Origin of the sequence: Pseudomonas canadensis, assembly GCF_000503215.1 — a bacterium.
Classification (GTDB): Bacteria; Pseudomonadota; Gammaproteobacteria; order Pseudomonadales; family Pseudomonadaceae; genus Aquipseudomonas; species Aquipseudomonas canadensis.
The window spans coordinates 230,116-244,741 of sequence record NZ_AYTD01000017.1; the positions used below are offsets into that span (position 1 = coordinate 230,116).

Annotated in this window: 17 protein-coding genes; 11 read left to right on the forward strand and 6 right to left on the reverse strand. The window is 61.9% G+C overall.

Translation table 11 applies throughout. From position 1 onward, the window contains the following. Positions 1 to 30 precede the first annotated feature (30 nt). From U367_RS0119770 to pilG, 4 genes are read right to left on the reverse strand one after another with little or no spacing between them, the layout of a single operon-like run. Positions 31 to 2,082: a methyl-accepting chemotaxis protein gene (locus U367_RS0119770; protein ID WP_028618295.1), complete on the reverse strand. Its 2,052-nt coding sequence runs from the start codon at positions 2,080 to 2,082 to the stop codon at positions 31 to 33. Next, positions 2,079 to 2,603: a chemotaxis protein CheW gene (locus U367_RS0119775; protein ID WP_028618296.1), complete on the reverse strand. Its 525-nt coding sequence runs from the start codon at positions 2,601 to 2,603 to the stop codon at positions 2,079 to 2,081. The genes U367_RS0119770 and U367_RS0119775 overlap by 4 nt, the downstream gene beginning before the upstream one ends. Before the next feature lie 12 nt (positions 2,604 to 2,615). Continuing rightward, positions 2,616 to 2,981 (reverse strand): twitching motility response regulator PilH, encoded by a 366-nt coding sequence (gene pilH / locus U367_RS0119780; RefSeq protein ID WP_014720320.1) that lies wholly within the window; start codon positions 2,979 to 2,981, stop codon positions 2,616 to 2,618. Between the two features lie 46 nt (positions 2,982 to 3,027). Then, positions 3,028 to 3,435, reverse strand: coding sequence for a twitching motility response regulator PilG (gene pilG / locus U367_RS0119785; protein WP_010564379.1), 408 nt, complete (start codon positions 3,433 to 3,435; stop codon positions 3,028 to 3,030). Positions 3,436 to 3,674: 239 nt separating this feature from the next. Between pilG and gshB the strand changes: the two genes are divergently transcribed. The 7 genes from gshB (at position 3,675) to U367_RS0119820 (ending at position 9,664) form a co-directional block, all read left to right on the forward strand. After that, a complete protein-coding gene (gene gshB / locus U367_RS0119790; protein ID WP_028618297.1) occupies positions 3,675 to 4,628 on the forward strand; it encodes a glutathione synthase in 954 nt (317 codons plus the stop codon). Between the two features lie 77 nt (positions 4,629 to 4,705). Beyond that, the gene (locus tag U367_RS0119795; RefSeq protein ID WP_028618298.1) at positions 4,706 to 5,611 is read left to right on the forward strand and encodes an energy transducer TonB; all 906 of its coding nucleotides are present in this window, start codon (positions 4,706 to 4,708) and stop codon (positions 5,609 to 5,611) included. Between the two features lie 67 nt (positions 5,612 to 5,678). Continuing rightward, on the forward strand, positions 5,679 to 6,248 hold the full coding sequence (locus U367_RS0119800; RefSeq protein ID WP_028618299.1) for a YqgE/AlgH family protein: 570 nt from the start codon (positions 5,679 to 5,681) through the stop codon (positions 6,246 to 6,248). Further along, positions 6,248 to 6,685 (forward strand): Holliday junction resolvase RuvX, encoded by a 438-nt coding sequence (ruvX, locus tag U367_RS0119805; RefSeq protein WP_003195067.1) that lies wholly within the window; start codon positions 6,248 to 6,250, stop codon positions 6,683 to 6,685. The genes U367_RS0119800 and ruvX overlap by 1 nt, the downstream gene beginning before the upstream one ends. A 175-nt stretch (positions 6,686 to 6,860) precedes the next feature. Beyond that, complete coding sequence (gene pyrR, locus U367_RS0119810) at positions 6,861 to 7,367, forward strand: bifunctional pyr operon transcriptional regulator/uracil phosphoribosyltransferase PyrR (protein WP_016976043.1); 507 nt, start codon at positions 6,861 to 6,863, stop codon at positions 7,365 to 7,367. A 24-nt stretch (positions 7,368 to 7,391) separates the two neighbouring features. Continuing rightward, entirely contained in the window at positions 7,392 to 8,396 is a 1,005-nt protein-coding gene (locus U367_RS0119815) for an aspartate carbamoyltransferase catalytic subunit (protein ID WP_028618300.1), read from the forward strand. Further along, positions 8,393 to 9,664, forward strand: a complete 1,272-nt coding sequence (locus tag U367_RS0119820; protein WP_028618301.1) for a dihydroorotase — start codon at positions 8,393 to 8,395, stop codon at positions 9,662 to 9,664. Before U367_RS0119815 ends, U367_RS0119820 begins: the two co-directional genes overlap by 4 nt. A 120-nt stretch (positions 9,665 to 9,784) precedes the next feature. Here the strand turns inward: U367_RS0119820 and U367_RS0119825 are convergent, their stop codons facing one another. Further along, a complete protein-coding gene (locus tag U367_RS0119825; protein ID WP_028618302.1) occupies positions 9,785 to 10,213 on the reverse strand; it encodes an NINE protein in 429 nt (142 codons plus the stop codon). A 250-nt stretch (positions 10,214 to 10,463) separates the two neighbouring features. On the opposite strand from U367_RS0119825, the gene U367_RS0119830 reads away from it, so the two are divergent. Continuing rightward, positions 10,464 to 11,105 (forward strand): C40 family peptidase, encoded by a 642-nt coding sequence (locus U367_RS0119830; protein WP_028618303.1) that lies wholly within the window; start codon positions 10,464 to 10,466, stop codon positions 11,103 to 11,105. 182 nt (positions 11,106 to 11,287) lie between these two features. On the opposite strand, the gene U367_RS0119835 is transcribed toward U367_RS0119830, so the two are convergent. Further along, complete coding sequence (locus tag U367_RS0119835) at positions 11,288 to 12,322, reverse strand: type IV pilus twitching motility protein PilT (RefSeq protein ID WP_028618304.1); 1,035 nt, start codon at positions 12,320 to 12,322, stop codon at positions 11,288 to 11,290. 57 nt (positions 12,323 to 12,379) lie between these two features. Here U367_RS0119835 and U367_RS0119840 point away from each other — a divergent pair, with 57 nt between their 5' ends. From U367_RS0119840 to U367_RS0119850, 3 genes are read left to right on the forward strand one after another with little or no spacing between them, the layout of a single operon-like run. After that, positions 12,380 to 13,066, forward strand: coding sequence for a YggS family pyridoxal phosphate-dependent enzyme (locus tag U367_RS0119840; RefSeq protein ID WP_028618305.1), 687 nt, complete (start codon positions 12,380 to 12,382; stop codon positions 13,064 to 13,066). A 34-nt stretch (positions 13,067 to 13,100) separates the two neighbouring features. Continuing rightward, positions 13,101 to 13,919 (forward strand): pyrroline-5-carboxylate reductase, encoded by an 819-nt coding sequence (gene proC, locus U367_RS0119845; RefSeq protein WP_028618306.1) that lies wholly within the window; start codon positions 13,101 to 13,103, stop codon positions 13,917 to 13,919. Positions 13,920 to 13,928: 9 nt separating this feature from the next. Next, positions 13,929 to 14,519 carry a YggT family protein gene (locus U367_RS0119850; RefSeq protein ID WP_028618307.1) on the forward strand — a complete coding sequence of 197 codons (591 nt, stop codon included), beginning with the start codon at positions 13,929 to 13,931 and terminating at the stop codon, positions 14,517 to 14,519. Positions 14,520 to 14,626: the final 107 nt, after the last annotated feature.

Consider the following 14,626-nt stretch of genomic DNA (forward strand, 5'->3'; position numbering starts at 1 on the left):
GCAAGCCCCCTCCCACATTGGCACTGCATTTCAATCGTCGACCTGCTTCGGTGGCGGCAAGGTGAAACCCGACACCGACCGGCGCAGTTGGCTGGCCATTTTTGCCAGGTTGCCGATGCTTTCGGCGGTGGCCGTCGACCCCGACGAGGTCTGGGTAGTGATCTGTTGGATCACGTTCATAGTCAGCGATATCTGCCCGGCCGATGAAGTCTGTTGCTGCGCTGCGTTGGAGATGCTCTGGATCAGCGCCGCCAGGGTCTTCGACACGCCTTCGATCTCTTCCAGCGCCACCCCGGCGTCCTGGGCCAGCCGCGCGCCGCGCACCACTTCGGTGGTGGTCTGCTCCATGGAGATGACCGCTTCGTTGGTGTCGGCTTGGATCGCCCGCACCAGCGTTTCGATCTGCCGGGTGGCCGCAGACGAACGTTCGGCCAGACGCTGCACTTCATCGGCGACCACCGCAAAACCACGCCCGGCGTCGCCGGCCATGCTGGCCTGGATAGCAGCGTTGAGGGCGAGGATGTTGGTCTGGTCGGCAATGTCGTCGATCAGGCTGACGATATCGCCGATCTCCTGGGACGACTCACCCAGGCGCTTGATGCGCTTGGCGGTGTCCTGGATCTGTTCGCGAATGTTGTCCATGCCATGGATGGTGTTATGCACCACCTCGTTGCCCTTGTTGGCGATTTCCACCGAGCGCTCTGCCACCGCCGAGGACTCGGCAGCGTTGGCCGAGACCTGGTCGATGGACTGGGCCATCTGGTTGATCGCGGTGGACGCCTCGGCGATCTGCTGGGCCTGGTGCTCCGAGGCCTGGGCCAAGTGCATCGCGGTGGCCTGGGTGTCCTGCACGGCACCGGCGACTTGCCCGGCGGTGAGGTTGATGGTGGCGACCAGGTCGCGCAATTGGTCAACGGAATAGTTGATGGAATCGGCGATGGTGCCGGTGAAGTCTTCGGTCACCGAGGCGGTCACGGTGAGGTCGCCGTCGGCCAGGTCTTCGATTTCGTCCAGCAGGCGCATGATCGCATTCTGGTTGCGCTCGTTCTTCTCGGCGGTTTCGTGCAATTGGCGGTTGGTTTCGCGCACCATCACCAGGCCGATCAAAATGATTGAGGTCAGTGCGAGCAGGCCCAGGACATAGCCGCCGATGGTGTCAAAACTGCGCCCGCTGGCGAGGTTTTCGAACCCGGTGGCCAGGTGCGAGGCTTCATCGAGCAGGGTTTGCGACAGGTTGAAGATATTGCTCGCCGAGGCCCGCACCTGGAACAACTGTGGCGAGGTCTCGAGGATTTCATCCACGGAGCCGGAAACGAATTCGAACAGTTCGGCGATTTCCGCCAAACGCGCGCGGGCGTCGCGGTCTTCGACCTGGGTGATGCGCAAACCGGGGTTGCCCTGCAGCATGCCATTGAGCACTTGGCCGAAGCGGTTGGCGTCACGGCCAAAGGCGTCTGCGGCCTGCACGGCGGTTTCGTCGCCGGCCAGCACGGTGTTCACCGCGCCAAGGATACGTTCGGCCAGCAGTGACTGGCGCTGGGCCACGGCCACCTGGCTCGCCGGGGCACCACGTTGCAGGAGGATATCGACGACCTTTTCCGATTCCATCTGCAGTTGCGGCACGGTTTCGGCCAGTGTCGCGGCCACCTGGTGCAACGACAGCACGGTCTGCTCGCTGGCGAGAATCGCGTCGGTGTTTTTCAGCAGCGCTTCCCAGTCGGTCTGCACCGCGCGCATTTCGGCACGCACCGCGCTTGGCGCGGCGGGCAGGCCGGTTTCCGGGTCACCTTTTTTCAGGAAGCCCCAGCGCTGGGCGAAGTCGTTGCGCGCATCGCCCAGCAACTTGAACGCCGCAGCCTTGCCGGCGGCGGCTTCGGTGGCGTTCTTGGCGATGCGCTGGGACAGCACGCGCAGCTCACCGGCGTGGCCGATGTACTGTTTGTCGTAGGTGGACTGGGTATTGAGGTACGCGAAGTTGGCGAACAGCAACATGATGAACACGATCAGTGCGATGAACAGCACGATGATCTGCGAGCGGCTGCGTGAGCCGGCCTGGGGTTTGAGTGCGGTAGCGGTGGTCATGCGGCAACATCCATGAAGCCAGGGGCCTGGGCCAGAGCAAAGGGGCTGAACACCTGCCACGACGGATCGCCGTCGAACCGGCCCTGGATAAACGATACGTCAGGCGTAGCGTTCGCCCGCCAGGCGTCTTGTGCGAAATGCTGCATCCCCACTACCTCGTCGACCAGCAGCCCGACAAACAAGTCGTTGAACTCCACCACCAGCACTCGCCGTTGCTTGCGCGCCTTGGACAACTCAAGGCCGAGGAACCCACCCAAGTCCATCACCGGCAACAGGCGCCCACGCAGGTTGGCCACGCCCTTGACCCAGGCCTTGACTCCGGGCATCAGCGTGCAACGCGGCTCATGCAGGACTTCGGCGACTTCGCCCATGGGCGCCACATACCAGTGCTGGCCCAGGCGAAAGCCAATCCCGCTCCAGCGTTGCAGGCGGGTTTCCTGGGACGGCAGGTCAGCGGCCAGCAGGCGGCAGCGGCGGTCGATGTCCAACAGCAGCTCGAAGGCGGTTTGCGACTCGGTCATGATGGCAAACCGTCAGCCGGCCAGCACCTTGTTCAGGGTGGCAATCAGGGTTTCTTCATCCACCGGCTTGGTCAGGTAATCCTTGGCGCCCTGGCGCGCGCCCCAGATCTTGTCGGTTTCCTGGTCCTTGGTGGTGATGATGATGATCGGGATGCCGTTGGTTTCCGGCTCCTTGGACAGCTGGCGGGTGGCCTGGAAGCCATTGAGGCCCGGCATCACGATGTCCATCAGCACAGCATCGGGTTTTTCCTGGCGGGCCAGGGCCACACCGTCCGCGCCGTTTTCGGCCTTGAGGACCTGGTGGCCATGCTTTTCCAGCATGCCGGTCAGTTTGTACATTTCGGTCGGCGAATCGTCGACGATCAGAACACGTGCCATGGTTTTCCCCACTACATAGGTGGACGCCAGCCCTTGTGAGGCGGTGTCAGTGTGCTTGTTCTACTGCGGCGAACCCCGGCACGTAGGCCTTGATCGCGCCCAGCAGTTCTTCCTTGCTGAAAGGCTTGGTCAAAAACTGATCGACACCGACGATGCGCCCCTTGGCCTTGTCGAACAGGCCGTCCTTGGACGACAGCATGATCACCGGGATCGACTTGAACGCCGGGTTGTTCTTCACCAGCGCGCAGGTCTGATAGCCATCCAGGCGCGGCATCATGATGTCGACAAAAATAATATGCGGGTGATGATCAACAATCCGGGCCAGGGCATCGAAACCGTCGATGGCCGTGATGACATCGCACCCTACGTTCTTCAACAAGGTTTCAGCGGTGCGGCGGATCGTCTTCGAATCATCGATCACCATCACTCTCAAGGCGTTGGAATGCTGTTCCATATCTGCTCTGCCATCGCCACAGCGAATCGGTTTTCGGTGTGTACTGCCTGATGTTGCACAGGATGAGCGCCGCAAGCCTTGGAATTCAAGGGCTGCTGCGCCGTGGCAGTCTTTTTAGCACAGTCTCCGGGCGCAATCTATCGAGCAACCGGCCAGGTGGTTTTTCCTTGACCCACAACAGCCGCAGCGCCACTCTGACGCCACTTTTATGCGCCCTTATTTGCTAGAGGAAATCCCCCATGAGCGTTCGCGTCGGCATTGTCATGGACCCTATCGCCAGCATTTCCTATAAAAAGGACAGCTCGCTGGCCATGCTCCTGGCCGCCCAGGCCCGCGGCTGGACCCTGTTCTATATGGAACAGCGCGATCTTTACCAGGGCGACGGCGAAGCCCGCGCGCGCATGCGCCCGCTGCAGGTATTTGCCAACCCTGAAAAGTGGTTCGAATTGCAGGACGAAATCGACAGCCCGCTGAGCGATCTGGACGTGATCCTGATGCGCAAGGACCCGCCGTTCGACATGGAGTTCGTCTACTCCACCTACCTGCTGGAACAGGCCGAACGCGCTGGCGTGCTGATCGTCAACAAGCCGCAAAGCCTGCGCGACTGCAATGAAAAGCTGTTCGCCACCCTGTTCCCACAGTGCACGCCGCCGACCGTGGTCAGCCGCCGCGCCGATGTGCTGCGTGAATTCGCCGCCAAACATGGCGATGTGATCCTCAAGCCGCTGGACGGCATGGGCGGCACCTCGATCTTCCGTCACCGCGCAGGCGACCCGAACCTGTCAGTGATCCTGGAGACCCTGACCGCCCTGGGCACCCAGCAGATCATGGGCCAGGCCTACCTGCCGGCGATCAAGGACGGCGACAAGCGCATCCTGATGATCGACGGCGAGCCGGTGGATTACTGCCTGGCGCGCATCCCGGCAGCCGGCGAGACCCGCGGCAACCTGGCGGCCGGTGGTCGTGGTGAAGCCCGCCCGCTGTCGGACAAGGACCGTTGGATTGCCGCCCAGGTCGGCCCGACCCTGCGTGAAAAGGGCCTGCTGTTTGTCGGCCTGGACGTGATCGGCGAGAACCTGACTGAAATCAACGTCACCAGCCCGACCTGCATTCGCGAGATCGACAACGCATTTGGCACGAACATCGGCGAAATGTTGATGGCCGCCATTGAGCGAAAGCTACAAGCCAAGTGACATAGAACAGCCGGACACGCACCAACATTGCGCTATCATGCCCCACCTGTGAAACGCGCGATGTTGGTTTTTTTGTCATGACACTCCCGTCCGACCTGCCCCCCGAACTCTCCCCCAGCGGCGTGCGCCCGGCTGATCGGCTCGGATTTACCCTGTTCCTGGCCGCGTTGATTCACCTGGCCCTGATCCTCGGCGTGGGTTTCACCATGGTCGAGCCCAAGCAGATCAGCAAAACCCTGGAAATCACCCTGGCCACGTTCAAGAGCGAAAAGAAGCCCGAGAAGGCTGACTTCCTCGCCCAGGACAATCAGCAAGGCAGCGGCACCCTCGATAAGAAAGCCGTGCCCAAGACCACCGAAGTGGCGCCGTTCCAGGACAACAAGGTGAATAAAGTCACCCCGCCGCCGGTGCCCAAGCCGGAGGTCAAGCAGGCCGCGCCCAAGGCTGCGGTGACCACCGTCGCGCCCAAGCCGCAAAAAGCCCCGACCCAGCGCGAAAAGACCAAGACCGAACCCACGCCCGAGCCCGTAAAGCCAGCGCCGACCTTCGACAGCTCGACCCTGTCCGACGAAATCTCCAGCCTCGAAGCCGAACTGGCAAACGAACAACAGTTGTACGCCAAGCGCCCGCGCATCTATAGGCTCAACGCCGCCTCGACCATGCGCGACAAAGGTGCCTGGTACAAAGATGAGTGGCGCAAGAAGGTCGAGCGCATCGGCAACCTCAACTACCCGGAAGAAGCCAGGCGCCAGCAGATTTACGGCAATTTGCGTCTATTGGTTTCAATCAACCGCGACGGCACGTTGTATGAAGTGCAGGTGCTGGAGTCGTCCGGCCAGCCGCTGCTGGACCAGGCCGCCCAGCGCATCGTGCGCCTGGCCGCGCCTTTCGCGCCGTTCAGCGGTGATTTGAACGACGTCGACCGCCTGGAAATCATCCGCACCTGGAAGTTCGCCAAGGGCGATCGGTTGTCGAGCAATTGATGACAATTGCCACCTGTGGCACATCACCAGCTTGTCAGTTCGCCCCTCCACCGCCACACTATCGAACATGAAAAACGTCAGCCCGACCTACCTCAAGCATCAATTCCTGATCGCCATGCCCCATATGGCCGACCCGAACTTTGCGCAGACCTTGACCTACATCGTCGAGCACACGGCCAATGGTGCCATGGGGTTGGTGGTCAACCGCCCGCAAGAGCTGAACCTGGCGGATATCCTTGAGCAACTGCGCCCGGAAGTCGATCCGCCCACGCGTTGCCAGGGCGTGCCGATCTACATCGGCGGGCCGGTGCAGACCGATCGCGGTTTTGTGCTGCACCCGACCGGGCCAAAGTTCCAGGCCACGGTCGACCTGGACGGTGTGTCACTGTCCACCTCCCAGGACGTGTTGTTCGCCATCGCCGACGGTGTGGGCCCCGAGCAAAGCGTGATCACCCTCGGTTACGCGGGCTGGGAAGCTGGCCAGTTGGAGGCTGAACTCGCCAGCAACGCCTGGCTGACGTGCCCCTTCGATGCCGACATCCTGTTCAACACGCCCAGCGAACTGCGCCTGGAAGCGGCTGCCGCCAAACTGCGGGTCAACCTCAGCTTGTTGACCAGCCAGGCGGGGCACGCCTGATGGCTTTGCGACTGATCCTGGGTTTTGACTACGGCACCAAACAGATCGGCGTCGCCGTCGGCCAGGTCATCACCGGCCAGGCCCGCGAGTTGTGCACGTTGAAAGCCCAGAACGGCGTGCCGGACTGGAACCAGGTCGAAGCCCTCATTAAAGAGTGGAAGCCCGATGCGGTCGTGGTCGGCCTGCCGTTGAACATGGACGGCACCCCCAGCGACATGTGCCTGCGCGCCGAAAAATTCGCCCGCCGCCTCAATGGCCGCTACAACCTGCCCTTCTATACCCACGATGAACGCCTCACCACCTTTGAAGCCAAGGGTGAGCGCCGTGACCGTGGCGGGCAAAAGGGCAGCTACCGCGACAACCCCGTGGACGCCATCGCCGCCGCCCTGTTGTTGCAGGGATGGTTGGATGAAAACACTGCTTTATTTGAATCCTGAATTGCCGCATTGCTTTTTGTAGGAGCGAGCTTGCTCGCGAAAAACGTCAACGATTACGCGCGCATCCAGTGATGCACGCGGCGCCTGTGAGTTCTTCGCGAGCAAGCTCGCTCCTACAGTGTCTTTTACGTTTGAGCCCGGACCTTGCCTGCGCCAAGGTCCTGAAGGAGCCTGCATGAGCCTGCCGAACCCCGCCGAACTGATCAGCCAGATGGCCACAAGCCTCACGGCCCATCTGCAACACCGCAACATCAGCGAGCCGCGCTTCATCGGCATTCGCACCGGTGGTGTGTGGGTGGCCCAGGCATTGCTGGAAGCACTGGGCAGCGACTCGCCCCTCGGCACGCTAGACGTGTCCTTCTACCGTGACGACTTCAGCCAGAACGGCCTGCATCCACAAGTGCGCCCGTCGGCCCTGCCGTTCGAGATCGAAGGCCAGCACCTGGTGCTGATCGACGATGTGCTGATGAGCGGCCGCACCATCCGCGCCGCCATGAACGAACTGTTCGACTACGGCCGCCCGGCCAGCGTGACCCTGGTGTGCCTGCTCGACCTGGATGCCGGCGAACTGCCGATCAGCCCGGATGTGGTCGGCGCCACACTGTCGCTGCAAGCCCACCAACGGGTAAAATTGTCCGGTCCCACGCCGCTCGAACTCGAACTGCAAGACCTCGCCCTTTAAACCGCCTTGTAAAGAGTCCCCGCGATGACGCCTCTCGATGCCAAGCGCCCGCTGCAGCTCAATGCTCAGGGCCAGTTGCAACACTTCTTGTCCCTCGACGGTTTGCCCCGCGAACTGCTCACCGAAATCCTCGACACCGCCGACTCGTTCCTTGAAGTCGGTGGCCGCGCGGTGAAGAAGGTCCCGCTGCTGCGCGGCAAGACCATCTGCAATGTGTTCTTCGAGAACTCCACGCGCACCCGTACCACCTTTGAACTGGCGGCCCAGCGGCTGTCGGCCGACGTGATCACGCTGAACGTGTCCACCTCATCGGCGAGCAAGGGCGAAACCCTGCTCGACACCCTGCGCAACCTGGAGGCCATGGCCGCCGACATGTTCGTGGTGCGCCACGGCGACTCCGGTGCCGCGCACTTCATCGCCGAACACGTGTGCCCGCAGGTGGCGATCATCAACGGCGGCGACGGCCGTCACGCCCACCCGACCCAGGGCATGCTCGACATGCTCACCATCCGTCGGCACAAGGGCAGCTTTGAAAACCTCTCGGTGGCCATTGTCGGCGACATCCTGCACTCGCGGGTTGCACGCTCGAACATGCTGGCCCTCAAAGCCCTGGGTTGCACGGATATCCGCGTGATCGCCCCGAAAACCCTGCTGCCGATCGGCATCGAGCAGTACGGCGTAAAGGTCTATACCGACATGGCCGCAGGCCTCAAGGATGTGGACGTGGTGATCATGCTGCGCCTGCAACGCGAGCGCATGGCCGGTGGCCTGCTGCCGAGCGAAGGCGAGTTCTACCGCCTGTTCGGCCTGACCACCGCACGCCTGGCCGGCGCCAAGCCGGATGCCATCGTGATGCACCCAGGCCCGATCAACCGTGGGGTGGAGATTGAGTCGGCGGTGGCCGACGGCCCTCAGTCGGTGATCCTGAACCAGGTCACCTACGGCATCGCCGTCCGCATGGCCGTGCTGTCCATGGCCATGAGCGGGCAAACCGCGCAACGTCAATTCGAGCAGGAGAACGCCCAGTGAAGCTCAGCATTCTTGGCGCTCGCGTTATCGATCCGGCCAGTGGCCTGGATCAAGTTACTGATCTGCACTTGGAAGCCGGCAAGCTCATCGCCATCGGCGCCGCCCCTGCGGGTTTCAGCGCGACTGAAACCATCGACGCCAAAGGCTTGGTGGCCGCGCCTGGCCTGGTCGACCTGAACGTCGCCCTGCGCGAGCCGGGTTACAGCCGCAAGGGCAACATCATCAGCGAAACACGCGCCGCCGCTGCCGGTGGCGTGACCAGCCTGTGCTGCCCGCCCCACACCAAGCCGATCCTCGACACCTCGGCCGTGACCGAGCTGATCCTCGACCGCGCCCGCGAAGCCGGCAATTGCAAGGTGTTCCCTATCGGCGCCCTGAGCAAAGGCCTGGAAGGCGAACAACTCGCCGAACTGATCGCCCTGCGCGACGCCGGTTGCGTGGCGTTCGGCAATGGCCTGGAAAGCTTCCGCAGCACCCGCACGCTGCTGCGCGCGCTGGAATACGCGGCCACCTTCGACCTGACGGTGATCTTCCATTCCCAGGACCGCGACCTGGCCGAAGGCGGCCTGGCCCATGAAGGCGCCGTGGCCAGCTTCCTCGGTTTGCCGGGCATTCCGGAAACCGCCGAGACCGTGGCCCTGGCCCGTGACCTGCTGCTGGTGGAACAAAGCGGCGTGCGCGCGCACTTCAGCCAGTTGACCAGCGCTCGCGGCGTGGCCTTGATCGCCCAGGCCCAGGCCCGTGGCTTGCCGGTGACGGCGGATGTGGCGCTGTATCAGCTGATTCTGACGGATGAAGCGCTGATCGACTTCTCCAGCCTGTACCACGTGCAGCCGCCGCTGCGCACCCTGGCCGACCGTGAAGGTTTGCGTGCGGCGATCAAGTCCGGCGTGGTCTCGGCGATTTCCAGCCATCACCAGCCCCATGAGCGGGATGCCAAGCTGGCACCGTTCGGCGCGACAGAGCCGGGTATCAGCAGTGTTGAACTGTTGCTGCCGTTGGCGATGACGTTGGTGGAGGATGGGTTGCTGGACTTACCGACGCTGCTGGCACGCCTGAGCAGCGGCCCGGCCGAGGCCTTGCGCCTGCCGGCGGGCAAGTTGGCGGTGGGTTCGGCGGCAGACCTGGTGCTGTTCGACCCGGCCAGCTCCACAGTTGCCGGGGAGCAGTGGCTGTCCAAGGGTGAAAACTGCCCGTTCATCGGCCATAGCCTGCCGGCGACGGTGCGTTACACCCTGGTTGACGGACGCATCAGCTACCAGGCTTGACGCTACCCAACACTGTAGGAGCGAGCTTGCTCGCGAAGAACGGACAGGCAACGCGGACTACCTGAGAGCGCTGCGTTTTCGTTAACGTTCTTCGCGAGCAAGCTCGCTCCTACAGGTTATTTACCGCCCGGAATTGCGTTCGGCATTGCGGATCGAAATCTGCGTATTCAATGTCCAGAAGTCATACAGCACCCCCACCAGGAACAAGCCGCCGGTCAGCAGGTAGATCAGGCCGGTGATCCATTTGCCCTGATACATGCGGTGCACGCCAAATACCCCCAGAAACGCCAACAGTATCCAGGCCACGTTGTATTCGATGGGCCCGGCGGTAAAACGCAGGTCCGCTTCACGGTCCATGGCCGGGATCAAGAACAGGTCGATCAACCATCCGATTCCTAGCAAGCCGAGGGTGAAAAACCAGATCGTGCCGGTGACGGGTTTGCCGTAATAGAAGCGATGCGCCCCGGTAAAACCAAAAATCCACAGCAGGTAACCGATCACCTTACTGTGGGTGTCTTGCTGTGGACCAATCTGCTGATAGGTGTTCATCGCGTACCTCTTTTGCCTCGATAGATAAATTTTTTCATTTTCTTTGTGACTTTTTTACAGGCGCCCGACGTACGGCAAATGGTATCTTCCCTGCCCTGAAAGCCTTATGCCACCTGACTTGTGTAGGACAATTGCGGCGAATCGTCGCGTTTTTCCTGATTTTGACGTCAAGGTTCAGTCGACAAACGGCCTGAGAACGACACAAAAAGCTGTTATAAAGTTTCGCGCAAACCCACAAGAGCCACGCCTAATGCGACCATTTTTCAAGACATGGCTAACCATTTGCCTATTAATGCCACTGGCCGCCCACGCCACCAATCGTGAGCAACGACTTCCTAACGTTAACGGTTTCACCCCTAAAGTCCACAGCACGCCAAGCACCGCCAAGTCGGTCAAGCTGACCGTCAACCGCCCGACTCAACTGAGCAAGGCCCATAACGGTAAAGCAGTTCCGGGCCTGGTTGGCGTCAACACCAAGCAGAGCAGCACCGTCCTCAGCCGCGCCGTCAACGTGCTCGGTACTCCTTATCGTTGGGGCGGCAGCAGCCCAAGTAAAGGGTTCGACTGCAGTGGTTTGGTGAAATATGCGTTTAACGACGTAGCCGCCGTGGATTTGCCGCGCACCTCCAACGCCATGGCCGCCGGCCACGGGCAGAAGGTCGATCGCAAGGACCTGAAACCCGGTGACCTGCTGTTCTTCAAACTGAAGAGCCGCCAGGTGAACCACGTTGCCATCTACCTGGGCAATGACCGCTTCATCCACGCACCGCGCCGTGGCAAGTCGGTGAGCATCGACACGCTGAAGAAGCCGTTCTGGGACAAGAACTACGTGATTGCCAAGCGCGTACTCCCAAAAGAGCAGAACAACAATCTGCGAGTCGTGCAGCGCTAAGCCGGCGTCAAAGCTATGGGCGGCTTGTTGTGGTGAGCGGGCTTGCCCCGCGCTGGGGCGCGCAGCGGCCCCAATAAGGCCACCGTATTTCCACAGGTACAACTCGTCGCCTGGTTTTGGGGCGGCTTCGCCACCCAGCGCGGGGCAAGTCTGCTCTCCACAAAAACCAGCTCAGACTTGCTTCATATGTCTGCTGGCACCCTCGCTTTCTCCCGCGCCTCTTCCCGGCTGATCACCCCCTCTCCGACCAACCCCTTCAAGCTCATATCCAGCGTCTTCATCCCCAACGCCCCACCGGTCTGTATCGCTGAAACCATCTGCGCCACCTTGTCCTCCCGGATCAAGTTCCGAATGGCCGGCGTGCCCAGCATGATTTCATGGGCCGCCACGCGTCCGCCGCCGATCTTCTTTACCAGCACTTGGGACACCACCGCCTGCAACGACTCCGATAACATCGAGCGGACCATGGCCTTTTCCCCAGCCGGAAACACGTCCACCAGCCGGTCTACGGTCTTTGCCGCTGAACTGGTGTGCAGGGTGCCAAACACCAGGTGCCCGGTCTCAGCCGCCGTCAGCGCCAGGCGGATAGTTTCCAGGTCACGCAGTTCGCCCACCAGGATCACGTCCGGGTCTTCCCGCAGCGCCGAGCGCAGGGCGGTGGAAAAACAATGGGTGTCGCGATGCACCTGGCGCTGATTGATCAACGCCATTTTCGGCGTGTGGATAAATTCGATGGGGTCTTCAAGGGTGAGGATGTGATGGCGCCGATGCTGATTGAGGAAATCGATCATCGCCGCCAGAGTCGTAGACTTGCCTGAGCCGGTCGGGCCGGTAACCAGAACCAGGCCCCGTGGCAGTTGGGCGATACGCCGGAACACTTCGCCAAGGCCAAGACCTTCCAGACTCTGGACCTCAGACGGGATGGTGCGAAACGCCGCACTCATGCCGCGATCCTGCCGGAACACATTGGCCCGGAACCGCGCCACGCCGGGCAGTTCGAAGGCAAAGTCTGTTTCAAGAGATGTTTCGAAATCCTTTTGTTGGTGCTGATTGAGCAAAGGCCTCAGTAAGTCCGCTACTTGCGTAGGTGAAAGCACCGGCCCATTCAGCGGCCAGACCTCGCCATCCACGCGTAACATCGGCGCCAGGCCGGCAGACAAATGCAGGTCGGACGCACCGCGGCGCACGCTGGCCGTGAGTAATTCAGTGATATCCATAGGGCTTTCCATTTCCAGTAGAATGCCGCGGACTCCATATCCACGGGCGCATCTTGAATGTCGACGATAGCAGACAACATCGGCCAGGTTAGCCAGCGCATCCGCGCCGCAGCCGACGCCGTGCAACGTGACGCAAGCAGCATCCACCTGCTGGCCGTGAGCAAGACCAAACCCGCGCAAGCCGTGCGCGAAGCCTATGCCGCCGGGATGCGCGACTTTGGCGAGAACTATCTGCAAGAAGCCCTGGGCAAACAGGCCGAATTAACCGACCTGCCCTTGAGTTGGCACTTCATCGGCCCCATTCAATCGAACAAGACGCGCGCTATCGCCGAGAACTTCGCTTGGGTGCATTCCGTGGACCGCTTGAAAATCGCTCAACGCTTGTCCGAACAACGCCCGGCCGACCTGCCACCGCTGAACATCTGCATTCAGGTCAATGTCAGTGGCGAAGCCAGTAAGTCCGGCTGTACGCCCGCCGACCTGCCGGCCCTGGCCGACGCCATCAGCGCCCTGCCGCGCTTGAAGCTGCGTGGCCTGATGGCGATTCCGGAGCCGACTGAAGATCGGACCGCGCAAGACGCAGCGTTCGCCGCTGTACGCGACCTGCAAAACAGCCTGAACCTGCCACTGGACACACTTTCCATGGGCATGAGCCACGACCTTGAGTCGGCCATCGCCCAAGGCGCCACCTGGGTGCGGATTGGTACCGCCCTATTTGGCGCCCGCGACTACGGCCAGCCATGAACATGGCTGACTTCCCTCTGAGTAAGGACCTGTCATGAGCAACACGCGTATTGCCTTTATCGGCGCCGGTAACATGGCGGCCAGCCTGATCGGTGGCCTGCGGGCCAAGGGCCTGGACGCCGCGCAGATTCGCGCCAGCGACCCGGGCGCCGACACCCGTGCCCGCGTCAGTGCCGAACACGGCATTGAAACCTTTGCTGACAACGCCGAGGCCATCCAGGGCGTCGATGTCATCGTGTTGGCCGTTAAGCCGCAGGCCATGAAAGCCGTGTGCGAAAGCCTGCGTCCGAGCCTGCAACCGCATCAACTGGTGGTGTCCATCGCTGCCGGTATCACCTGCGCCAGCATGAACACCTGGCTCGGTGCCCAGCCAATCGTGCGCTGCATGCCCAATACCCCGGCACTGGTCAGCCAAGGCGTGAGTGGGCTGTACGCCACCGCCGAAGTGAGCGCCGAACAACGTGACCAGGCGCAGGAGCTGCTGTCTGCCGTGGGCCTCGCCCTGTGGCTGGAGCAGGAGCAGCAACTGGACGCGGTCACCGCCGTGTCCGGCAGCGGCCCGGCGTACTTCTTTCTGCTGATCGAGGCCATGACCGCCGCCGGCGTGAAACTGGGCCTGTCCAAGGAGGTTGCCGAGCAACTGGCCGAGCAGACTGCCTTGGGCGCCGCGCATATGGCAGTGGCCAGCGATGTGGACGCCGCCGAATTGCGCCGTCGCGTGACCTCGCCAGGCGGTACTACGCAGGCGGCCATCGAGTCGTTCCAGGCCGGGGGCTTTGAAGCCCTGGTAGAAAAAGCATTGGGTGCCGCTGCGCACCGCTCGGCGGAACTTGCCGAACAACTGGGCAAATAAGGAGCCAACATGATTGGTTTGAACACCGCAGCCGTCTACGTGCTGCAAACCCTCGGCAGCCTGTACCTGCTGATCGTGCTGTTGCGCTTCGTGCTGCAACTGGTGCGCGCGAACTTCTACAACCCGCTCTGCCAGTTCATCGTCAAGGCCACCCAGCCACTGCTCAAGCCGTTGCGTCGGATCATCCCAAGCCTGTTCGGCCTGGACATGTCGTCGCTGGTCCTGGCGATCCTGGTACAGCTGGCCTTGATGGCGCTGACCTTGTTGCTGACCTATGGCACCACCGGCAATTTCGTCCAACTGCTGGTCTGGTCCATCATCGGCGTGACCGCGCTGTTCCTGAAGATCTTCTTCTTCGCCCTGATCATCAGCGTGATCCTGTCCTGGGTCGCCCCGGGCAGCCACAACCCTGGCGCCGAGCTGGTGAACCAGATCTGCGAACCGGCCCTGGCGCCGTTCCGCCGCCTGCTGCCGAACCTGGGCGGCCTGGATATTTCGCCGATCCTGGCGTTCATGGTGCTCAAGTTGCTGGATATGCTGGTGATCAACAACCTGGCAGCCATGACCGGGATGCCAGAGATTCTGCGCCTGCTGATCTAACGCCCCTTGTAGGAGCCGGCTTGCCGGCTCCTACAGGGTCAGGGTTCGCTTGCCGCTAGGTGCAGCGGTCTTTAGACTTACGCCTCATTTAAACGAGAGCAGGGTCG